General features: G+C 62.2%; 18 protein-coding genes. 17 read left to right on the top strand and 1 reads right to left on the bottom strand.

The window, feature by feature from the left end; genetic code table 11:
* Positions 1-88: 88 nt before the first annotated feature.
* Together N005_RS04450 and N005_RS04445 are read left to right on the top strand one after the other, a co-directional pair.
* Complete coding sequence (locus tag N005_RS04450) at positions 89-343, top strand: outer membrane protein assembly factor BamE domain-containing protein (RefSeq protein ID WP_047699781.1); 255 nt, start codon at positions 89-91, stop codon at positions 341-343.
* Positions 344-374: 31 nt separating this feature from the next.
* Positions 375-944 carry a lipocalin family protein gene (locus N005_RS04445; protein ID WP_047699779.1) on the top strand — a complete coding sequence of 190 codons (570 nt, stop codon included), beginning with the start codon at positions 375-377 and terminating at the stop codon, positions 942-944.
* A 113-nt stretch (positions 945-1057) separates the two neighbouring features.
* On the opposite strand, the gene N005_RS04440 is transcribed toward N005_RS04445, so the two are convergent.
* A complete protein-coding gene (locus tag N005_RS04440; RefSeq protein ID WP_047699777.1) occupies positions 1058-2422 on the bottom strand; it encodes a formimidoylglutamate deiminase in 1365 nt (454 codons plus the stop codon).
* A gap of 264 nt (positions 2423-2686) precedes the next feature.
* On the opposite strand from N005_RS04440, the gene hutC reads away from it, so the two are divergent.
* The 15 genes from hutC (at position 2687) to mdoH (ending at position 22322) form a co-directional block, all read left to right on the top strand.
* The gene (gene hutC, locus N005_RS04435; protein ID WP_047699776.1) at positions 2687-3436 is read left to right on the top strand and encodes a histidine utilization transcriptional repressor HutC; all 750 of its coding nucleotides are present in this window, start codon (positions 2687-2689) and stop codon (positions 3434-3436) included.
* Positions 3433-4002 (top strand): HutD/Ves family protein, encoded by a 570-nt coding sequence (locus N005_RS04430; protein ID WP_047699774.1) that lies wholly within the window; start codon positions 3433-3435, stop codon positions 4000-4002. Before hutC ends, N005_RS04430 begins: the two co-directional genes overlap by 4 nt.
* 449 nt (positions 4003-4451) lie before the next feature.
* Positions 4452-6140 carry a urocanate hydratase gene (gene hutU, locus N005_RS04425; RefSeq protein ID WP_047699772.1) on the top strand — a complete coding sequence of 563 codons (1689 nt, stop codon included), beginning with the start codon at positions 4452-4454 and terminating at the stop codon, positions 6138-6140.
* Positions 6141-6291: 151 nt separating this feature from the next.
* Entirely contained in the window at positions 6292-7758 is a 1467-nt protein-coding gene (locus N005_RS04420; protein WP_047699770.1) for a purine-cytosine permease family protein, read from the top strand.
* A 69-nt stretch (positions 7759-7827) separates the two neighbouring features.
* A complete protein-coding gene (locus tag N005_RS04415) occupies positions 7828-8796 on the top strand; it encodes an ABC transporter substrate-binding protein (protein ID WP_047699767.1) in 969 nt (322 codons plus the stop codon).
* 71 nt (positions 8797-8867) lie between these two features.
* Positions 8868-9719 (top strand): ABC transporter permease, encoded by an 852-nt coding sequence (locus tag N005_RS04410; protein ID WP_047699765.1) that lies wholly within the window; start codon positions 8868-8870, stop codon positions 9717-9719.
* The gene (locus N005_RS04405) at positions 9716-10546 is read left to right on the top strand and encodes a quaternary amine ABC transporter ATP-binding protein (protein ID WP_052126355.1); all 831 of its coding nucleotides are present in this window, start codon (positions 9716-9718) and stop codon (positions 10544-10546) included. Before N005_RS04410 ends, N005_RS04405 begins: the two co-directional genes overlap by 4 nt.
* Before the next feature lie 143 nt (positions 10547-10689).
* Positions 10690-12213 carry a histidine ammonia-lyase gene (gene hutH, locus N005_RS04400; protein WP_047699763.1) on the top strand — a complete coding sequence of 508 codons (1524 nt, stop codon included), beginning with the start codon at positions 10690-10692 and terminating at the stop codon, positions 12211-12213.
* Positions 12214-12325: 112 nt separating this feature from the next.
* Positions 12326-13864: a histidine ammonia-lyase gene (hutH, locus tag N005_RS04395; RefSeq protein ID WP_047699761.1), complete on the top strand. Its 1539-nt coding sequence runs from the start codon at positions 12326-12328 to the stop codon at positions 13862-13864.
* A 130-nt stretch (positions 13865-13994) separates the two neighbouring features.
* Positions 13995-15197 carry an imidazolonepropionase gene (gene hutI, locus N005_RS04390; RefSeq protein WP_047699759.1) on the top strand — a complete coding sequence of 401 codons (1203 nt, stop codon included), beginning with the start codon at positions 13995-13997 and terminating at the stop codon, positions 15195-15197.
* An 11-nt stretch (positions 15198-15208) separates the two neighbouring features.
* Complete coding sequence (gene hutG / locus N005_RS04385; protein WP_047700149.1) at positions 15209-16012, top strand: N-formylglutamate deformylase; 804 nt, start codon at positions 15209-15211, stop codon at positions 16010-16012.
* A gap of 248 nt (positions 16013-16260) precedes the next feature.
* Entirely contained in the window at positions 16261-17232 is a 972-nt protein-coding gene (gene pip / locus N005_RS04380) for a prolyl aminopeptidase (protein ID WP_041024743.1), read from the top strand.
* Complete coding sequence (gene dtd / locus N005_RS04375) at positions 17229-17666, top strand: D-aminoacyl-tRNA deacylase (protein ID WP_047699757.1); 438 nt, start codon at positions 17229-17231, stop codon at positions 17664-17666. Before pip ends, dtd begins: the two co-directional genes overlap by 4 nt.
* 350 nt (positions 17667-18016) lie before the next feature.
* Positions 18017-19759, top strand: a complete 1743-nt coding sequence (locus tag N005_RS04370) for a glucan biosynthesis protein G (RefSeq protein WP_174245300.1) — start codon at positions 18017-18019, stop codon at positions 19757-19759.
* On the top strand, positions 19752-22322 hold the full coding sequence (mdoH, locus tag N005_RS04365; protein WP_047699755.1) for a glucans biosynthesis glucosyltransferase MdoH: 2571 nt from the start codon (positions 19752-19754) through the stop codon (positions 22320-22322). The genes N005_RS04370 and mdoH overlap by 8 nt, the downstream gene beginning before the upstream one ends.
* The last annotated feature ends 121 nt before the right edge of the window (positions 22323-22443 follow it).

The raw sequence follows: 22443 nt of genomic DNA, 5'->3' as shown, positions 1-22443 counted from the left end.
GGGTTCCCCGGGGAACCAGATAGGGGTTTTCACTTCTAAGCTTCAGGTTGGCACCCTGCCACCTCCTTTCCGCTCCAGGAGTTTCACGATGTCCCTGCGATCTATCGCGATGTTGTCTTTGTGTGTCTTGTTGACCGCATGCAGCAAGGTCAACCAGGAAAACTATTCGAAGCTGTCAGCCGGCATGTCCAAGGCCGAAGTCGAAACGTTGCTGGGAAAACCGACCGACTGTTCGGGCGCGCTCGGCATGTCCAGTTGCACTTGGGGCGACCAGAAAAGCTTTATCAGCGTGCAGTATGCCGGTGAGAAGGTGTTGATGTTTTCCGGCCAAGGCCTGAAGTAAACCGGGGCCACGTGCCCACGGGAGAAAAATAATGATGCGGTTATTGTTAGTGCTTTTAGCCGGCCTGGTATTGGCCGGCTGTGCCACTTCTGGCGAAGACCCGTTGGCGCCCAAGACCGTCAACAGCGTCAATCTCAAGCGTTACCAAGGGACCTGGTACGAGTTGGCCCGCCTGCCAATGTATTTCCAGCGCAACTGTGCGCAATCGGAAGCCCATTACACCCTCAAGCCTGACGGCAACATGGGTGTGTTCAATCGCTGCCTGACCTCTGACTGGAAGTGGGAAGAAGCCAAGGGCACCGCCACGCCCCAGGTACCGGGCAAGACCGACAAGCTCTGGGTCGAGTTCGACACCTGGGCCTCGCGGATCCTGCCGGGTGTGTCGAAGGGACAATATTGGGTGTTGTACGTCAGCGATGACTACAAGACCGCCATCGTTGGCGACCCGAGTCGGCGCTACATGTGGCTGTTGTCCCGTACGCCGACGGTCAACAGTGTGGTGCGCGAAGAACTGCTGAGCAAGGCACGCCAGCAGGGCTATGACACGACTCGGTTGATCTGGCGTGCGTCGGACCGGCAGATGGCCAAGACCTCGGATTGACTCGCCAGGAAACAACCCCTGCGGGAGCGAGCCTGCTCGCGATGACGGTCCTTCAGTCAACATCTCTGTTGAATGTAGAGGCCTCATCGCGAGCAGGCTCGCTCCCACAGCGATCAGTCTAGAAGTTCGCGCAATACCTGGGTAAACGCCCGGGCGCTGTCCTCTTCTGCGGCGTGATGCCCGTCACGCACCACCCATTTCCCGCCTACCATGACATCCCGCACCTGACGATCCCCACCGGCAAACAACCAGCGATTGAGAATGCCGTCGCCCTGGGCCGTGGCCAGGTAAGGGTCGTTGCCATCGAGTATCAGCCAGTCGGCACGCTTGCCGACTTCGAGGCCGCCGATGGGTTGCCCCAGCGCCTGGGCGCCACCTTCCAGCGCCGCATCGAACAACGTGCGGCCGACCATCGGCTGATCGGCCCGGTACAGACGGTTACGTCGTTGATCCCGCAGGCGCTGGCCGTACTCCAGCCAACGCAGTTCTTCCACCACGCTCAATGACACATGGCTGTCGGAGCCGATCCCCAGGCGCCCGCCTTGGGCGAGGTAGTCCACGGCCGGGAAAATACCGTCGCCCAGGTTGGCTTCGGTGGTCAGGCACAGGCCGGCAATCGCCCGGCTCCTGGCCATGAGGCTGACCTCCTGGGCGTTGGCGTGGGTGGCGTGGACCAGGCACCAGCGTTGGTCCACTTCGGTGTTTTCGTACAACCATTGCAGCGGACGGGCACCGCTCCAGCTCAGGCAGTCGTCGACTTCCTTCTGCTGCTCGGCAATGTGGATATGCACCGGGCAGTGGGCGTCGCTGGCGGCCAATACCTCTTGGATCTGTCCGGGTGTCACGGCGCGCAGGGAATGGAAACACAGCCCCAGGGCCTGTAGCGGCTGCCCGGCCAGGATCGGTTGCAAGCGGGACTGAAGCTTCAAGTAGCTTTCGGTGCTGTTGATGAAGCGCCGCTGCCCGTCGTTGGGCGCCTGGCCACCAAAACCGGAATGACTGTAGAGCACCGGCAGCAGGGTCAGGCCGATGCCGGCGCTGTTGGCGGCGTGACTGATGCGCAACGCCAGCTCCGCCGGATCGGCGTAAGGCGTGCCGTCGGTGTCGTGGTGAACGTAATGGAATTCGGCGACCGAGGTATAACCGGCCTTGAGCATTTCGATGTACAGCTGTCGGGCGATGGTGCCGAGTTGATCGGGGCTGATTTTTCCGACCAGGCGGTACATCAGGTCGCGCCAGGTCCAGAAGCTGTCGTTGGGATTTCCCGCCACTTCGGCAAGCCCGGCCATGGCCCGTTGGAACGCATGGGAGTGCAGGTTCGGCATGCCCGGTAAGAGCGGACCGTCCAGCCGTTCGGCGCCGTCTGCGTGGGAGCCGGCCTGGATATGGGTCAGGACGCCTTGGGCGTCGACTTCAAGACGTACATCATTGGCCCATCCACTAGGCAGCAGCGCGCGTTCGGCAAAGAAGGCGGACATGGTTCAACCTCATCGTGCGTAATTTGTATATACATATACAGACGTTTGCCTGCCCGGTAAACTCCGGCAAGCTAATGTCCTGTTTCATAAATACGTTCTTTTTTGATGTGTGGCTCTTGTCGTCAGGCAAGGCGCCGCGACGAGTCATAGCAGGCTATGGCGAGGAGCGGCAACGCAGGATGACGGCAAGAGACGCCTTCAAAAAGGAACAGTATTTGTGATACAGGACATTCGTAATCTTTATAAGCAGAACAGGGAACCGCCGTGCCGACTCCGCCTGCCAAACCGCCGCTGGCCGCAAACCTGGGTGACAGTCCGGCACCCTTGTACGCCCGCGTCAAACAGATGATCACTCAGCAGATCGACAGTGGAAACTGGCCGCCGCATTACCGCGTGCCGTCGGAAAGCGAACTGGTCAGCCAACTGGGCTTCAGCCGCATGACCATCAACCGTGCCCTGCGGGAAATGACCGCCGACGGCCTGTTGGTGCGCATGCAGGGCGTCGGCACGTTCGTCGCCGAGCCCAAGAGCCAGTCCGCGCTGTTCGAAGTACACAACATCGCCGACGAGATCGCCTCCCGCGGCCATCGCCACACCTGCAAGGTCATCACCCTCGAAGAAGAGGCCGCCGGCTCCGAGCGGGCCCTGGCCCTGGACATGCGTGAAGGCCAGAAGGTGTTCCACTCGCTGATCGTGCATTTTGAAAACGACATTCCGGTGCAGATCGAGGACCGCTTCGTCAACGCGCTGGTGGCGCCCGAGTACCTCAAGCAGGACTTCACCCTGCAAACGCCCTACGCCTATTTGAACCAGGTCGCGCCGCTGACTGAGGGTGAGCACGTGGTTGAAGCGATCCTGGCCGAGCCGAGCGAATGCAAGCTGCTACAGATTGAAAGAGGCGAGCCGTGCCTGTTGATCCGTCGTCGGACCTGGTCCGGGCGTCAGCCGGTCACCGCCGCGCGGCTGATTCACCCCGGTTCCCGTCACAGTCTGGAAGGGCGGTTTCACAAGTGAGCGACTTGAAGGTTCTGCGTGCGGCGGATTACCCGCGCATGCCATGGAAAAACGGTGGTGGCAGCACCGAGGAAATCACCCGCGACGCCGGCACCGGCCTGGAGGGTTTCGGTTGGCGGCTGTCGATTGCCGATATCGGCGAGTCGGGCGGTTTTTCCACCTTTGCCGGTTACGAACGGGTCATCAGCGTGTTGCAGGGCGATGGCATGAGCCTGACCGTCGATGGTCAGGCCACGCGGCCGTTGCATCCCCTGGACCCGTTTGCGTTCAGCGGTGAGAGCCACGTTCATTGCACGTTGCTGGGCGGCCCGATTCGAGACTTCAACCTGATCTACTCGCCCCAGTGTTACCGGGCGCGGTTACAGTGGCTGGCGGGCGAGCAGCGGTTCTTCAGCGAGGCGGGGACGGTGCTGGTGTTCAGCGCGGATGCGGCGCTGAACGTCAAGATCGGCGAGTCCGCCTCGGAGTTGGGCCTCTACGACTGTTTGCAACTGAGCGGTAACCCCGGACTGTTGGAGATTTCCACGGACGGCCAGTGCTGCGTGATCGAACTGACTGCCCGCTGATTCGGTTCGGGCTCATTCCTGTTGTGGCGAGGGAGCTTGCTCCCGCTGGAGTGCGAAGCGCTCCCAAGCTTTGGGGCGGCTTCGCCACCCCAGCGGGAGCAAGCTCCCTCGCCACAAAAAGCCTGGAGGTTGTTCCCGCTTTGCGCACCAATTTGTTACCGAATGCCCCAGCGTGGCGCAACGCCACGCTTCTGTCCCCCTCATCCTCATCTCTGTAAATCCCCCTCCGAAAATTTAGTCCCCTTCGCCAGCCCTTCAATTCCGTGCTTTCCAGCCATTTCCAAAAAGATTCCTGAACGGGCCTCCCACAAGTTGGCCGCTTGATTGCATATGCTTGTACATACAAGTAAAGACGTATGCGTATGAGTCCCGATATTCAACGCAACGTTCGTAGAAATCGCTGCCCATTGCCCGGGCTGGTCTGGATTGATCGCTGAGGAGTTTTTGCTGTGACCGACGCTACCCGCAAACCCGAAAAATACCGTGACGTTGAAATTCGCGCCCCTCGCGGCAATACGCTGACCGCCAAGAGCTGGCTGACTGAAGCGCCGCTGCGCATGCTGATGAACAACCTCGACCCGCAAGTGGCCGAGAATCCCAAGGAGCTGGTGGTCTACGGTGGCATCGGCCGCGCGGCGCGCAACTGGGAGTGCTACGACAAGATCGTCGAAAGCCTCACCAACCTGAATGACGACGAAACCCTGCTGGTGCAATCCGGCAAGCCGGTGGGCGTGTTCAAGACCCACACGAACGCTCCCCGCGTGCTGATCGCCAACTCCAACCTGGTACCGCACTGGGCCAGCTGGGAACACTTCAACGAGCTCGACGCCAAGGGCCTGGCCATGTACGGCCAGATGACCGCCGGCAGCTGGATCTACATCGGCAGCCAGGGCATCGTGCAGGGTACTTATGAAACGTTCGTCGAAGCCGGTCGCCAGCATTACGACTCCAACCTCAAGGGCCGCTGGGTCCTGACCGCCGGCCTGGGCGGCATGGGTGGCGCACAACCATTGGCCGCCACACTGGCCGGCGCCTGCTCGCTGAACATCGAATGCCAGCAGGTCAGTATCGATTTCCGTCTCAAGACCCGTTACGTCGATGAACAGGCTACCGACCTGGATGACGCCCTGGCCCGCATCGAGAAATACACCGCCGAAGGCAAGGCAATCTCCATCGCACTGTGTGGGAACGCCGCTGAAATCCTGCCGGAAATGGTCCGTCGCGGTGTGCGTCCGGACATGGTCACCGACCAGACCAGCGCCCACGACCCCCTCAACGGTTACCTGCCGGCCGGCTGGACCTGGGACGAGTACCGTGCCCGCGCCAAGACCGAACCCGCCGCCGTGGTGAAAGCCGCCAAGCAATCGATGGCGGTGCACGTGAAAGCCATGCTGGCCTTCCAGAAAATGGGCGTGCCGACCTTCGACTACGGCAACAACATCCGTCAGATGGCCCAGGAAGAAGGCGTCGAGAATGCCTTCGACTTCCCTGGCTTCGTGCCGGCGTATATCCGTCCGCTGTTCTGCCGCGGCATCGGTCCGTTCCGCTGGGCCGCGCTGTCGGGTGACCCGCAGGACATCTACAAGACTGACGCCAAGGTCAAGGAACTGATCCCCGACGACGCCCACCTGCATAACTGGTTGGACATGGCCCGCGAGCGCATCAGCTTCCAGGGCCTGCCGGCGCGTATCTGCTGGGTCGGCCTGGGCCAACGCGCCAAGCTGGGCCTGGCGTTCAACGAAATGGTACGCAGCGGCGAGTTGTCGGCGCCGATCGTGATCGGTCGCGACCACCTGGACTCCGGTTCCGTGGCCAGCCCCAACCGTGAAACCGAATCCATGCAGGACGGCTCCGACGCCGTGTCCGACTGGCCGTTGCTCAACGCCTTGCTCAACACCGCCAGCGGCGCGACCTGGGTGTCGCTGCACCACGGTGGCGGCGTCGGCATGGGCTTCTCCCAGCACTCGGGCATGGTGATTGTCTGCGACGGTACCGATGAGGCAGCCGAGCGTATCGCCCGCGTACTGCACAACGATCCGGGCACCGGGGTGATGCGTCATGCCGATGCCGGTTACCAGATCGCGATCGATTGCGCCAAGGAACAGGGCCTGAACCTGCCGATGATTACCGGCAAGTAAATGCAGGTCCCTTTGTGGGAGCGAGCCTGCTCGCGATGACGTCGGCACATTCGACACATGCATCGGCCGACAGATCGCTATCGCGAGCAGGCTCGCTCCCACAAAAAAGCAGCACAGAGTCAATACCTGAACAATCCACAGAGGTTGAACCATGGCCACCAGCAGCACACGCGCAAGCAGCAAGCCGTTGATCGAGAAACGTTCGATCGACTACATCCCGGAAGCGGAGAGGCATGGCCGGTTGTTGAGCCAGTTCACCCTCTGGATGGGGGCCAACCTGCAGATCACTGCCATTGTCACCGGTGCGTTGGCGGTGGTGCTGGGCGGCGATGTGTTCTGGTCGTTGATCGGTTTGCTGATCGGCCAGTTGCTCGGTGGTGGCGTCATGGCGCTGCATGCCGCGCAAGGCCCCAAGCTTGGCCTGCCGCAGATGATCTCCAGCCGGGTGCAGTTCGGGGTTTATGGCGCGGCCATTCCGATCGTGCTGGTGTGCCTGATGTACCTGGGTTTCACCGCGACGGGAACCGTGCTTTCCGGCCAGGCGCTAGGCCAGTTGTTTGGCGTCAGTGACAGCGTTGGCATCCTCGTTTTCGCCAGTGTCATCGTGCTGGTCACGGTGCTCGGCTATCGGGTGATCCACTTCATTGGCCGTGTCGCCAGCATCATTGGTGTGATTGCCTTTGTTTACCTGTTCACTCGCCTGATAAGCCAGACGGACGTGGGCGCACTCCTGCAAATCCGTCATTTCAGCTGGAGCAGCTTCCTGCTCGCGGTGTCGCTGGCGGCATCCTGGCAGATCGCCTTCGGCCCCTACGTGGCTGACTATTCGCGCTACCTGCCGAGCAAGACGTCTTCGGTAAAAACCTTCTTTGCCGCGGGTGCCGGTTCGGTTATCGGCGCACAGGTGGCGATGATCCTCGGTGTATTCGCCGCAGCCTCGGCCAACGGCCAGTTCGCGGGGCACGAAGTGGCCTACATCGTTGGCCTGGGAGGTACCGGCGCCACCGCTGCGTTGCTGTACTTCAGCATCGCGTTTGGCAAGGTCACCATTTCCACGCTGAATTCCTACGGCAGCTTCATGTGCATTGCCACCATCATCAGCGGTTTCCGTGGCCAACTGAACGTTACGCGCTTGCAGCGTCTGCTGTTCGTGCTGGTCATCGTCGGCGCGGCGACCCTGATCGCCCTGCTTGGCCAGCACTCGTTCCTCGGTGCGTTCAAGTCTTTCATCCTGTTCTTGCTGGCGTTCTTTACGCCGTGGAGCGCGATCAACCTGGTGGACTACTACTGCATCACTCGCGAGCGCTACGACGTGCCGGCACTGGTGGACCCGAACGGTCGCTACGGTCGTTGGAACATCCTGGGCATCAGCGTTTATACGCTGGGTGTACTGGTCCAATTGCCGTTCATCTCCACCAAGTTCTATACCGGGCCGCTGGTGGCAGCGATGGGGGATGTGGATATCTCGTGGATCATCGGCCTGGTGGTGCCGGCGGCGTTGTATTACGTCGCGGCGAAGAAGTGGCACAGCGCTGTACCCGATCAATTGATCCTGCCGCTCGAGCAGGACGCGGTTGACGCACAACCGAGCAGGGCGGGCCGCATCCAAGCGGTCTGATGGGACGTTGACAGGGCTGGATGCCTCTTGACTGCCGTAAGCCAATTCACTGATTAGGAGCGTCACACAATGAAATCGAACAAGACCCTGCTGACCACGTTGCTTTCCATGGGCCTGCTGGCCAGCGCCGGCGCCACCCAGGCGGCGGGTTGGTGCGAGTCGGGCAAACCGGTGAAATTCGCCGGCCTGAACTGGGAAAGCGCCATGCTGCTGACCGACGTCCTGCAAGTGGTGTTGGAAAAAGGCTACGACTGCAAGACCGACAACCTGCCGGGCAACTCCATCACCATGGAAAACGCCCTGAGCAGCAACGACATCCAAGTGTTTGCCGAAGAGTGGGTCGGCCGCAGCGAGGTCTGGAACAAGGCCGAGAAGGCCGGCAAAGTGGTCGGCGTCGGCGCTCCGGTGGTGGGCGCCATCGAAGGCTGGTACGTGCCGCGCTACGTGATTGAAGGCGACGCCAAGCGCAAGCTGGAAGCCAAGGCCCCGGGCCTGAAGAACATTGCCGACCTGGGGCAGTACGCCGCTGTCTTCAAGGATCCGGAAGAGCCGTCCAAGGGCCGTTTCTACAACTGCCCGGCCGGATGGACCTGTGAGCTGGACAACAGCGAGATGCTGAAAAGCTATGGCCTGGAAAAAACCTACACCAACTTCCGTCCAGGCACCGGACCGGCGCTGGATGCGGCAGTGCTGTCGAGCTACAAGCGTGGCGAACCGATCCTGTTCTACTATTGGTCGCCCACCCCGCTGATGGGCCAGGTGGACCTGGTCAAGCTGGAAGAAAAACCGGGCGTGGATAAAAGCGTGAGCATCAAGGTCGGTCTGTCCAAGACCTTCCACGACGAGGCCCCGGAACTGGTGGCGGTGCTGGAAAAGGTCAACCTGCCTATCGATATCCTGAACCAGAACCTCGGACGCATGGCCAAAGAGCGGATCGAGTCGCCGAAACTGGCGAAGATCTTCCTGAAGGAACATCCTGAAGTCTGGCACGCCTGGGTGAGCGCAGACGCTGCCAAGAAAATCGACGCGGCCCTGTAGGTCGAATACTTCCCGGCCAACCCCAGGGCTGGCCGGGACATTCACCGCATCCCCCTGATCGAGAGTCCCTTATGTTTCCCGAAAGCTTTACCTTTTCCATCGCCGACTGGGTCAACGGTTGGGTCGACGCCCTGGTGACGAACTATGGCGATGTGTTCCGGCACATCTCCGACACCCTGCTGTGGGCCATCGTCAATCTCGAAGGCCTGCTGCGCATGGCGCCCTGGTGGTTGATGCTGGCCATCGTCGGTGGCGTGGCCTGGCACGCGACCCGCAAGGTCGTGGCCACGGCGGTGATCGTCGGCCTGCTGTTCCTGGTGGGCGCGGTGGGCCTGTGGGACAAACTGATGCAGACCCTCGCGCTGATGCTGGTGGCGACGCTGATCTCGGTGTTGATCGGCATCCCGCTGGGCGTCCTCTCGGCCCGCAGCAATCGCCTGCGTTCGGTGCTGATGCCGTTGCTGGACATCATGCAGACCATGCCGAGCTTCGTGTACCTGATTCCGGTGTTGATGCTGTTCGGCCTGGGCAAGGTCCCGGCGATCTTCGCCACGGTGATCTACGCCGCGCCGCCGCTGATTCGCCTGACCGACCTGGGCATCCGCCAGGTGGATGGCGAAGTGATGGAGGCCATCAACGCTTTCGGTGCGAACCGCTGGCAACAGCTGTTCGGCGTGCAACTGCCCCTGGCCCTGCCGAGCATCATGGCCGGGATCAACCAGACCACCATGATGGCCCTGTCGATGGTGGTCATCGCCTCGATGATCGGTGCCCGTGGCTTGGGCGAGGATGTGCTGGTGGGCATCCAGACCCTCAACGTCGGACGCGGCCTGGAAGCCGGGCTGGCGATCGTGATTCTCGCCGTGGTCATCGACCGCATTACCCAGGCCTATGGTCGTCCTCGGCATGAGGTGAGCAAATGAACAACGCAACTGTCAGCAAAATCGAAGTCAAGAACGTCTTCAAGATTTTCGGCAATCGGTCCAAGGACGCCCTGGACCTGATCCGCCAGAACAAGACCAAGGACCAGGTGCTGGCCGAGACCGGTTGCGTGGTCGGGGTGAACGACCTGTCGCTGAGCATCGGTACCGGCGAGATCTTCGTGATCATGGGTCTGTCCGGCTCGGGCAAATCCACCCTGGTGCGGCACTTCAACCGCCTGATCGATCCCACCAGCGGCGCGATCCTGGTGGACGGCGAAGATATCCTGCAACTGGACATGGACGCCTTGCGTGAATTCCGTCGGCACAAGATCAGCATGGTGTTCCAGAGCTTCGGCCTGCTGCCCCACAAGAGCGTGCTGGACAACGTCGCCTACGGTTTGAAGGTCCGCGGCGAGAGCAAACAGGTGTGCGCCGAGCGCGCGCAGCACTGGATCAACACCGTCGGCCTGAAGGGTTACGAAAACAAATACCCGCACCAGCTCTCCGGTGGCATGCGCCAGCGTGTGGGCCTGGCCCGTGCCTTGGCGGCGGACACCGACATCATCCTGATGGACGAGGCCTTCAGCGCCCTCGACCCGCTGATCCGCGCCGAGATGCAGGACCAGCTGTTGGAACTGCAGAAGACCCTGCACAAGACCATCGTCTTCATCACCCACGACCTCGACGAAGCCGTGCGCATCGGCAACCGCATCGCGATTCTCAAGGACGGCAAGCTGATCCAGGTCGGCACGCCCCGGGAGATCCTGCATTCGCCGGCCGATGAGTACGTCGATCGGTTCGTGCAGCGGCGGGCTGCGGTGGTCTGAGGTATTTGTGGTGATGGGACTGGCCTCATCGCGAGCAGGGCTCGCTCCCACAGGGGAACGCATTTCAATGTGGGAGCGAGCCCTGCTCGCGATAGCGTCGGTAAAGCTGCATCAATGTTCAGGATGTACCCATGAGGTCAACAATGTCCCAGGCTGAAAAAATCATCATCGCCGACGCCCCGTTGCGTTGGCAGGACGTGGTCGCCGTCGCCCGCTTTGGTGCTACGCTCGAGCTGTCGGCCCAGGCCTGGGCGCGGATCGACAATGCCCAGGCCATCGTCCAGCGCATCGTCGAAAGCGGCGAGCGCGCCTATGGCGTCAATACCGGCCTGGGCGCCTTGTGCAATGTTTCGCTCAAGGATGAACAACTCCGCCAGCTGTCGCGCAACACCTTGCTCAGCCATGCCTGTGGCGTGGGCGCGCCGCTGGCGGATGAACAGACCCGGGCGATTCTCTGCGCCGCGATCCTCAATTACAGCCAGGGCAGGTCCGGCATTCATCGCCGGGTGGTCGAAGCCCTGCTGGCGCTGCTCAATCGCGGCATCACCCCGCAAGTGCCGTCCCAGGGTTCGGTGGGTTACCTGACCCACATGGCCCACATCAGCATTGCGCTGCTGGGTGTCGGCCAGGTCAGCTATCGCGGCCAGATCGTTGCGGCGCAACAGGCCCTGGCCGCAGAAGGCCTGCAACCGGTTCAGTTGGGGGCGAAGGATGGCTTGTGCCTGGTCAACGGTACGCCATGCATGACCGGCCTCAGTTGCCTGGCCCTGGCGGATGCGACGCGGCTGGTGCAATGGGCGGACGTGATCGGTGCCATGAGTTTCGAGGCCCAGCGTGGGCAGATCGCCGCGTTCGACGCCGAGATCATCGCCCTCAAGCCGCACGCTGGCATGCAACAGGTCGGGGCCAACCTGCGCGCCTTGCTCGACGGCAGCGAAGTCATTGCGTCGAGCCTGGGCATTCGCACCCAGGATGCCTTGAGCATCCGTTCGATCCCTCAGGTGCACGGCGCCGCGCGCGATCAATTGGCCCATGCCCGGCAGCAGATCGAAACCGAACTCAACGCCGCCACCGATAACCCGCTGCTGCTGGGGACGCCGGATAACTTCCGGGTCATGTCCCAGGCCAATCCCCACGGCCAATCGGTGGCCCTGGCGGCGGATCTGCTGGCGATTGCCATGGCGGAAATCGGCTCCATCGCCGAGCGCCGTCTCGACCGGTTGATCAACCCGCATGTCAGCGGACTGCCGGCCTTCCTGGTGGCCAACCCCGGCGTGAACTCGGGGATGATGATCGTACAGTACGTCGCCGCCTCGCTATGCGCGGAGAATCGCCAATTGGCGCAACCGGCGGTACTCGATAATTACGTGACCTCGGGCTTGCAGGAAGACCACCTGAGCATGGGCACCAACGCCGCCCTGAAACTGCACAGGGCGTTGGATAACTGCACGCAGATTCTCGCCATCGAATACCTGCTGGCGGCCCAGGCCTTCGAATTCCTCAAGGCGCAGCGCTTTGGTGCTGGTACCGATATCGCCTGGAAACTGCTGCGCGGGCGCGTTCCGGCCTACGACCAGGATCGCTGGCTGGCGCCGGACATCGCCAATGCCGCTGCGCTGCTGAAAGATCCAAATATGTTGCACAACGCGTTACCAAATTTGAATTGATCAAAACCGCCAGCGTGCCAAGGCATCTATCGCCCATGAAGCGAGGATGACGGATAACGGAACATTCCGGAGCGACTGGCGGGTAAATAAAAACTCTCAAAAGGAGCAGGAAATGACCGCTTTGAACTTGATCCCGGGCCAACTGAGCCTGGCTCAATTACGTGACATCTACCAGCAACCGGTGACGCTGAGCCTCGACGCCAGCGCTTCGGCGCAGATCGAAGCCAGCGTGGCCTGCGTGGAGCAGATCCTCGCCGAGAACCGCACTGCCTACGGCATCAACACCGGTTTCGGCCTGCTGGCCTCGACCCGCATCGCCAGCGAAGACCTGGAAAACCTGCAGCGCTCCCTGGTGCTGTCCCATGCCGCCGGCGTGGGTGAGCCGATCAGCGATGCGCTGGTGCGCTTGATCATGGTGCTCAAGGTCAACAGCCTGAGCCGGGGCTTTTCCGGCATTCGCCGGCAGGTGATCGATGCGCTGATCGCGCTGGTGAACGCCGAGGTCTATCCGCACATTCCACTCAAGGGTTCGGTCGGCGCTTCCGGCGACCTGGCACCGTTGGCCCACATGTCCCTGGTGTTGCTGGGCGAAGGCAAGGCGCGCTACAAAGGTGAATGGCTGCCGGCCGTCGACGCGTTGAAAGTCGCCGGTCTCGCGCCGCTGACCCTGGCTGCCAAAGAAGGCCTGGCATTGCTCAACGGCACCCAGGTGTCCACCGCATTTGCTCTGCGCGGCCTGTTCGAAGGCGAAGATCTGTTTGCCGGTGCCCTGGCGCTGGGCAGCCTCACGGTAGAAGCCGTGCTCGGCTCCCGTTCGCCGTTCGATGCACGTATCCATGCCGCCCGTGGCCAGAAAGGCCAGATCGACGCCGCCGCCGCGTACCGCGACCTGCTGGGCGAGCGCAGCGAAGTGTCCGCTTCGCACCAGAACTGCGACAAGGTCCAGGATCCGTATTCCCTGCGTTGCCAGCCGCAAGTGATGGGCGCCTGCCTGACCCAGTTCCGCCAGGCGGCCGAAGTGCTGGTGATCGAGGCCAACGCCGTCTCGGATAACCCGTTGGTGTTCGCCGCCGAGGGCGATGTGATTTCCGGTGGCAACTTCCACGCCGAACCCGTGGCGATGGCCGCCGACAACATGGCCCTGGCGATTGCCGAAATCGGCTCCCTGAGCGAGCGTCGCATTTCCCTGATGATGGACAAGCACATGTCGCAGTTGCCACCGTTCCTGGTGGGTAACGGCGGGGTCAACTCCGGCTTCATGATCGCCCAGGTCACCGCGGCGGCCCTGGCGAGTGAAAACAAGGCGCTGTCCCATCCTCATTCGGTGGACAGCCTGCCGACCTCCGCCAACCAGGAAGACCACGTGTCCATGGCCCCGGCTGCCGGCAAGCGCCTGTGGGAAATGGCGGAGAACACCCGTGGCATCCTGGCGGTGGAGTGGCTGGCGGCGTGCCAGGGCTTGGACCTGCGCGGCGGCTTGAAGACCTCGCCGAAGCTGGAACAGGCTCGCGGCCTCCTGCGCGCTGAAGTGCCGTTCTATGAGAAGGATCGCTTCTTTGCTCCGGACATCAATGCCGCCAGTGAGCTGTTGGCGAGCCGTTGCCTGAACGAACTGGTCATGGCGAACCTGTTGCCGAGTTTCCAGGACTGACCCGATCGTTCCCATGCTCTGCGTGGGAATGCCTCATGGGACGCTCTGCGTCCCGCTCGACAAGGGACGCGGAGCGTCCCGGACTGCATTCCCACGCAGAGCGTGGGAACGATCCTGACGGAGGACGTCAATGAAAACCCTCTGGCAAAACTGCCACGCCGCCACCATGGCCCAGGGCGTCTACTCGATCATCGAAGATGCCGCCATCGTCACCCAGGGCGAACACATCCACTGGATTGGCCCGCGCGCAGAAGTGCCGGCTGGCGACTATGCGGCGGTCAACGACCTCAAGGGCGCCTGGGTCACTCCGGGCCTGATCGACTGCCACACCCACGCGGTGTTCGGCGGTAACCGCAGCGGTGAATTCGAACAGCGTCTGCAAGGCGTCAGCTACGCCGAGATCGCTGCAGCGGGTGGCGGTATCGCCAGTACCGTGCGCGCCACCCGAGCCGCCACTGAGGACGAACTGTTCACCAGCGCCGCCAAACGCCTGAAAAGCCTGATGCGCGACGGTGTGACCACGGTGGAAATCAAGTCCGGCTACGGCCTGGACCTGGCCAACGAACGCAAGATGCTGCGGGTCGCCCGTCGTCTCGCTGCCGAACTGCCGGTCAGCGTGCGCAGCACCTGCCTGGCTGCCCACGCGTTGCCGCCGGAATACGTCGACCGCGCCGACGACTACATCGAGCACATCTGCGCCGAAATGATCCCGGCCCTGGCAGCTGAAGGGCTGGTGGACGCGGTGGATGCCTTCTGCGAGTACCTGGCGTTTTCCCCGGCGCAGGTCGAGCGGGTGTTCGTCACGGCGCAGCAGCTGGGCTTGCCGGTGAAGCTGCACGCCGAACAATTGTCTTCCTTGCACGGCTCGAGCCTGGCGGCCCGTTACCAGGCGCTGTCGGCGGATCACCTGGAGTTCATGACCGAGGACGATGCCATCGCCATGGCTGAATCCGGCACCGTGGCCGTACTGCTGCCGGGGGCGTTCTACTTCCTTCGGGAAACCCAACTGCCGCCGATGGATGCCCTGCGCAAGCACGGCGTGAAAATCGCCGTGGCCAGCGACCTCAACCCCGGCACCTCGCCGGCGCTGTCGGTGCGCCTGATGTTGAACATGGCCTGCACCTGCTTCCGGATGACCCCGGAAGAAGCCCTGGCCGGCGCAACGATCCACGCCGCCCAGGCCCTGGGCATGGCCCGCACCCATGGCTCGCTGGAGGTCGGCAAGGTGGCGGATTTTGTCGCCTGGCACATCGATCGTCCGGCCGACCTTGCGTACTGGCTGGGCGGTGAACTGGAAAAACGCGTCGTGCGTCACGGCGTTGAACTCGCTTGAGGAGAATGCTTGTGGAGAAGGTCCTGAATTTCACCCGGGGGCGCGTGCCGTTGTTGATCAGCATGCCCCACGCCGGCCTGCGCCTGACCCCGGCAGTGAAGGCCGGGTTGATCGGCGAAGCCCGGAGCCTGCCGGACACCGACTGGCACATCCCCAGGCTCTACGATTTTGCCGCTGAGCTGGGCGCCAGCCTCCTGTCCGCCGAGTACTCACGGTTCGTCGTCGACCTGAACCGGCCCTCCGACGACGCACCGATGTACGTCGGCGCCACCACCGGCCTGTACCCGGCGACGCTGTTCGATGGCGTGCCGCTGTTTCGCGAAGGGCTCGAGCCTTCCGCCGAAGAACGGGCCACCTACCTGCAGCAGATCTGGATGCCCTATCACCAGGCCTTGCAAGAGGAGCTGGCGCGGCTCAAGGCCGAGTTCGGCTACGCCTTGCTGTTCGACGCCCACTCGATCCGTTCGGTGATCCCGCACCTGTTCGACGGCAAGCTGCCGGACTTCAACCTCGGCACCTTCAACGGCGCCAGCTGCGACCCGGTGCTGGCGAGTCAGCTCGAAGCCATCTGCGCCCGTCACGGCGCGTTCACCCATGTGCTCAACGGGCGTTTCAAGGGCGGACACATCACCCGGCATTACGGTAACCCGGCCGAGAACATCCATGCGGTGCAACTGGAACTGTGCCAGAGCACCTACATGGAAGAGTTCGAGCCGTTCAACTATCGGGCGGATCTGGCAGAGCCGACCCGGGTTGTCCTCCGGGAGCTGCTCGAGGGCCTGCTGGCCTGGGGGCAGACAACGTACGGCAAGTAAAGTCATTGAAAAACCCTTGTGGCGAGGGGATTCATCCCCGCTGGACTGCGCAGCAGTCCCAGATGGTCGGCGCGGCTCGCTCGCTGTTGGGGCCGTTGCGCGACCCAGCGGGGATGAATCCCCTCGCCACAGGGTTCTGTATTGTTTGGGCAGGGGCATGCTCATTGAGGTAATTCGGGTTTATGATGCCGGACGGCAGATTAAATAGAGTCCCTACAGGGATGACTCGACCCCTTACGGAGCGCCCAATGCAGACTTTGTACCCGCAGATCAAACCCCATGCCCGGCACGATCTGGCTGTCGATGACACCCACACGCTCTATGTCGATGAAAGCGGCTCTCCGGAAGGCCTGCCGGTGGTGTTCATTCATGGTGGTCCGGGTGCGGGTTGCGACGCGCAGAGCCGTCGCTACTTCGATCCGAACCTGTATCGCATTGTTACTTTCGATCAGCGCGGCTGTGGTCGTTCCACGCCCCATGCCAGCCTGGAAAACAACACCACCTGGGATCTGGTCGAAGACCTGGAGCGCATCCGCAAGCACCTGGGCATCGAGAAATGGGTACTGTTCGGCGGCTCCTGGGGCTCGACCCTGGCCCTGGCCTATGCCCAGACCCATCCGGAGCGGGTCCATGGCCTGATCCTGCGTGGGATTTTTCTCTGCCGCCCGCAGGAGATCGAGTGGTTCTATCAGGCCGGCGCCAGTCGCCTGTTCCCCGATTACTGGCAGGACTACATTGCGCCGATTCCCCAGGATGAGCGCGACGACCTGCTCAGCGCCTTCCACAAACGCCTGACCGGCAATGACCAGATCGCCCAGATGCACGCGGCCAAGGCCTGGTCGATCTGGGAGGGGCGTACCGCGACCCTGCGCCCGAACCCGCTGGTGGTCGACCGCTTCTCCGAGCCGCAGCGTGCGCTGTCGATCGCTCGGATCGAATGCCATTACTTCACCAACAACGCTTTCCTCGAACCCAACCAGCTGATTCGCGACATGGGCAAGATCGCCCATTTGCCGGGCGTCATCGTGCATGGCCGCTATGACGTGATCTGCCCGCTGGATAACGCCTGGGAACTGCATCAGAACTGGCCCAACAGCGAACTGCAGGTGATCCGCGATGCGGGCCATGCAGCCTCGGAGCCGGGTATTACCGACGCACTGGTGCGCGCCGCCGGGCAAATGGCCCGGCGCTTGCTCGACCTGCCGCCCGAAGAAGCATGAAGGGGCTGTTGCAGCGGGTCCGTGGCGCCCGGGTCGAGGTCGCGGGCGATATCGTGGGGGCCGTGGACCAGGGTTTGCTGGTCCTGGTGGCGGTCGAACCCGAGGATACCCGCGCCAGCGCCGACAAGCTGCTGCACAAGCTGCTTAACTACAGGGTGTTCAGTGACGCCGACGGCAAGATGAACCTGTCCCTGGCGGACGTCGGGGGTGGTTTGTTGCTGGTGTCACAATTCACCTTGGCGGCGGACACCAAAAGCGGCTTGCGCCCGAGTTTTTCGACGGCCGCGCCTCCGGCGTTGGGAGAGGAACTCTTCAGCTATCTGGTCGGTCAAGCGAAAGAGGTGCATGGCACTGTGGCATCAGGTAGATTCGGCGCCGACATGCAAGTGCATTTGGTCAATGATGGCCCGGTAACCTTTCTGTTACAGGTCTGAAAGCGTTTGAAACACCTTTTCGGTTCTGTTTCGAGGTTAAACAGGGAGTTTTCTCGATAAATACTTCGTTGCCCCTGATGCGTTGTCACGCGGCCTGCTAGATAATCGCGCGCTACGGGGGATCGGCGTTCGCTGGTCCATTTGACTTAGGTAGAGACTTGTCCTGAGCCGTTTGGGGAATCATTTTGTCCCATCGGAGTCGGAACAATGCTCGCCAACTTGGCAAGGGTGCTCCGCAAGGTCGGTTTTTCAATGCCGTTACCAAGCGGATACTTTATCTGGCCGTTGGTTTTTTGATCTGTTTTCGGCGAGGGTTGCTCGTGATTGTTAGTCCCTGTAATGCACCAAAAATGTCTGCCAAACGGTTTCGAAACGCTCTGGTAGCGGGCTCGGCGCTGCTGTGCCTGCTCGGTGCGGGCCAACTGTGGGCATTCAGCCTGGATGATGTATCGGCGAAGGCTAAAGAACTGGCCGGGCAAAAATTCGAAGCCCCGCGCAGCAATCTGCCCAACGAATTTCGCGACATGAAATTCGGCGACTATCAAAAAATCCGTTTCCGCACCGAAAAAGCCGAATGGGCCGACCAGAAGACGCCGTTCCGGCTGTCGTTCTATCACCAGGGCATGCACTTCGATACGCCGGTGAAAATCAACGAAATCACCGCGACCAACGTCGAAGAAATCAAGTACGACCCGACGCGCTTCGACTTCGGCGACGTGCAGTTCGACCCCAAGGCGACCGAGCAGTTGGGCTACGCGGGTTTCCGCGTGCTGTACCCGATCAACAAGGCCGACAAGCAGGACGAAATCATGACCATGCTGGGCGCGAGCTATTTCCGCGTCATCGGCAAGGGCCAGACTTACGGCTTGTCCGCCCGCGGCATGGCGATCGATACCGCATTGCCATCCGGTGAAGAATTTCCGCGGTTCCGCGAGTTCTGGATCCAACGCCCGAAACCGACCGACAAGCACCTGGTGATCTTCGCCCTGCTGGATTCGCCTCGGGCCACCGGTGCCTACCGCCTGACCCTGCGTCCGGGCACCGACACTGTCGTCGACGTGAAGGCACGCATGTTCCTGCGCGACCGCGTCAACAAGCTGGGCGTCGCCCCGCTGACCAGCATGTTCCTGTTCGGCGCGAACCAGCCGTCCAAGGTGCTGAACTACCGCCGCGAGCTGCACGATTCCAGCGGCCTGTCGATCCATGCCGGTAACGGCGAGTGGATCTGGCGTCCGCTGAACAACCCGAAACACCTGGCCGTGAGCAATTTCTCGGTGGAAAACCCACGTGGTTTCGGCTTGCTGCAACGTGGTCGTGACTTCAGTCACTACGAAGACCTGGACGACCGCTACGACAAGCGTCCGAGCGCCTGGATCGAACCGAAAGGCGACTGGGGCAAGGGTTCTGTCGATCTGGTGGAAATCCCGACCGCCGACGAAACCAACGACAACATCGTTGCCTTCTGGAGCCCGGAAAAACTGCCTGAGCCCGGCCAGCCGCTGGACTTCGGCTACCGCCTGCACTGGACCCTCGACGAAGCCAGCCTGCACTCGCCTGACAGCGCCTGGGTCAAGCAGACCCTGCGTTCCACCGGTGACGTGAAGCAGTCCAACCTGATTCGCCAGCCGGACGGCAGCGTCGCCTACCTGGTGGATTTCGAAGGCCCGTCCCTGCAGGCACTGCCCGAAGACGCCGAGGTGCGTAGCCAGGTGAGCGTCGGCGATAACGCCGAGGTCGTCGAAAACAGTGTGCGCTACAACCCTGAAACCAAGGGCTGGCGCCTGACCTTGCGCTTGAAGATCAAGGATGCGAAGCAGTCCACCGAAATGCGCGCGGCGCTGGTCCGTCCGTTGACGCCTGTCGAAGCGCCGGCCGCGTCGCACTCCGTGACCGCCACCTTGGCCAAGGCCGACAAGATCGCCAAGCAACAAGGCGAAAAAGAAGCAGAAAAAGCAAAAGAACAAGCCAAAGAAGAAGCCAAGGCCGTCAAGGCATCCGACGCTGCTGAGGCGACCCCAACCCCGCAGGAACCGGAACCGACTGAACAAGTCCTGACCGAGACCTGGAGCTACCAGTTGCCAGCCGATGAGTAATACGCCAGTACCGCCAGAGACGCTCAGCGAATATCTGGCCCATTTGCCAATGACCGACCAGCAGCGCGCCGAGTTGGCGGGCTGCAAGTCCTTCAGCGAATTGCATGAACGTCTTTCGTCTTCGACCTTCGACGGTCCCACCGAGGCGGCGCAGGCCTCGGTGGGTCGTCGCCTGGTCCTGAGCACTGCCGAAGAGCTCGAAGATGCAGAGATGCTGGGGCTCGACTCCAGCGGTCGCGTGCGGCTGAAAGCCACGCCGCCGATTCGTCGGACCAAAGTCGTGCCGGAGCCCTGGCGCACCAACATCCTGGTGCGCGCCTGGCGCCGGATGACCGGCCGCACCAACCCGCCGAAGCCGCCCAAGGACGAGCGGGTGCTGCCCCATGCGCGCTGGCGAACCGTGGGCTCGATCCGCCGCTATATCCTGCTGATCCTCATGCTCGGCCAGACCATCGTCGCCGGCTGGTACATGAAAGGCATCATGCCGTACCAGGGCTGGTCGCTCGTGGACCTGGATGAAGTCCTGCACCAGCCATTGCTGCAGACCGCCACGCAAGTGCTGCCGTATGCCCTGCAAACCAGCATCCTGATCATGTTCGGGATCCTGTTCTGCTGGGTTTCGGCCGGTTTCTGGACCGCGCTGATGGGCTTCCTGGAACTGCTCACCGGTCACGACAAGTACCGCATTTCCGGCGCCAGCGCCGGCAACGAGCCGATTCCCAAGGACGCCCGTACCGCACTGGTGATGCCGATCTGCAACGAAGACGTACCCCGGGTGTTCGCCGGCTTGCGCGCGACTTTCGAGTCGGTGAAGGCCACGGGTGATCTGGATCGTTTCGACTTCTTCGTGCTCAGCGACAGTAACGAGACCGATATCTGCGTCGCCGAACAGCAGGCCTGGCTGGACGTCTGCCGCGAAGCTGGCGGCCTGGGCAAGATCTTCTATCGCCGCCGCCGTCGTCGCGTGAAGCGCAAGAGCGGCAACCTCGACGACTTCTGCCGCCGTTGGGGCAGCGACTACAAGTACATGGTCGTGCTCGACGCCGACAGCGTCATGAGCGGCGAATGCCTGACCAGCCTGGTACGCCTGATGGAAGCCACGCCGGACGCGGGGATCATCCAGACCGCGCCAAAGGCTTCGGGCATGGACACGCTGTATGCGCGCATGCAGCAGTTCGCTACCCGGGTGTACGGTCCGTTGTTCACCGCCGGCCTGCACTTCTGGCAGTTGGGGGAATCCCACTACTGGGGCCACAACGCGATCATCCGCATGAAGCCGTTCATCGAGCACTGCGCCCTGGCGCCGCTGCCCGGTAAAGGCGCGTTCGCCGGTGCGATCCTGTCCCACGACTTCGTCGAGGCCGCGCTGATGCGCCGTGCCGGCTGGGGCGTGTGGATTGCCTATGACCTGCCGGGCAGCTACGAAGAGTTGCCGCCGAACCTGCTGGACGAACTCAAGCGTGACCGGCGCTGGTGCCACGGCAACCTGATGAACTTCCGGCTGTTCCTGGTCAAGGGCATGCATCCGGTGCACCGCGCGGTGTTCCTGACCGGGGTGATGTCCTACCTGTCGGCACCCTTGTGGTTCTTCTTCCTGGTGCTGTCCACCGCGCTGCTGGCGGTGAACACGCTGATGGAGCCGCAATACTTCCTCGAGCCGCGCCAGCTGTATCCGCTCTGGCCGCAATGGCATCCGGAGAAGGCCATCGCCCTGTTCTCCACCACCATCGTGCTGCTGTTCCTGCCCAAGCTGTTGAGCGTCATCCTGATCTGGGCCAAGGGTGCGAAGGAGTTTGGTGGCAAGTTCAAGGTAACGGTGTCGATGCTGCTGGAGATGTTGTTCTCCATGTTGCTGGCGCCGGTGCGGATGATTTTCCACACCCGTTTCGTGCTTGCCGCGTTCCTGGGCTGGGCCGCCACCTGGAACTCGCCGCAACGTGACGACGACTCGACGCCCTGGAGCGAAGCGGTCAAGCGTCACGGTCCACAGACCCTGCTGGGCTTCTTCTGGGCACTGCTGGTGATCTGGTTGAACCCGAGCTTCCTGTGGTGGCTGGTGCCGATCGTCGGTTCGCTGATGCTGTCGATCCCGGTGTCGGTGATCTCCAGCCGTGTCGGCCTGGGCTTGAAGTCCCGTGATGAAAGCCTGTTCCTGATCCCTGAGGAATACGCGCCACCACAAGAGCTGGTGTCGACCGACCAGTACACCCACGAGAACCGTTGGCATGCGTTGAACGACGGCTTCATTCGCGCGGTGGTCGACCCTCAGCAAAACGCCCTGGCGTATGCGTTGGCGACATCCCGGCACCGCCAGGCCGAGCCGATCGAATGGCTGCGGGTCGAACGCGTTCGTCATGCGTTGAAGGTCGGCCCGGCCGGGCTCAACAACGGCGAGCGACTGGCGCTGCTGAGCGATCCGGTGGCTCTGTCCCGACTGCATGAGCAGATCTGGAGCGAAAGCCATCCCGAATGGCTGGCGGCATGGCGTGCATCGGTCAAGGCCGATCCCCATGCACCGCTGCTACCGCTTCAGCCGGTGAGTGCACAGATTCAAGTAGCCTGATGTACAAAAAGCCCCGCTTTCCCAAAAGGAAGCGGGGCTTTTTGTTGGGTGTCTGTGAACACCACCCCTGTGGCGAGGGAGCTTGCTCCCGCTCGGCTGCGAAGCAGTCGCAAGCCTGTGC

This window comes from Pseudomonas mediterranea CFBP 5447 (assembly GCF_000774145.1).
Classification (GTDB): Bacteria; Pseudomonadota; Gammaproteobacteria; order Pseudomonadales; family Pseudomonadaceae; genus Aquipseudomonas; species Aquipseudomonas mediterranea.
This window is presented reverse-complemented; position numbering and strand designations above follow the sequence as displayed.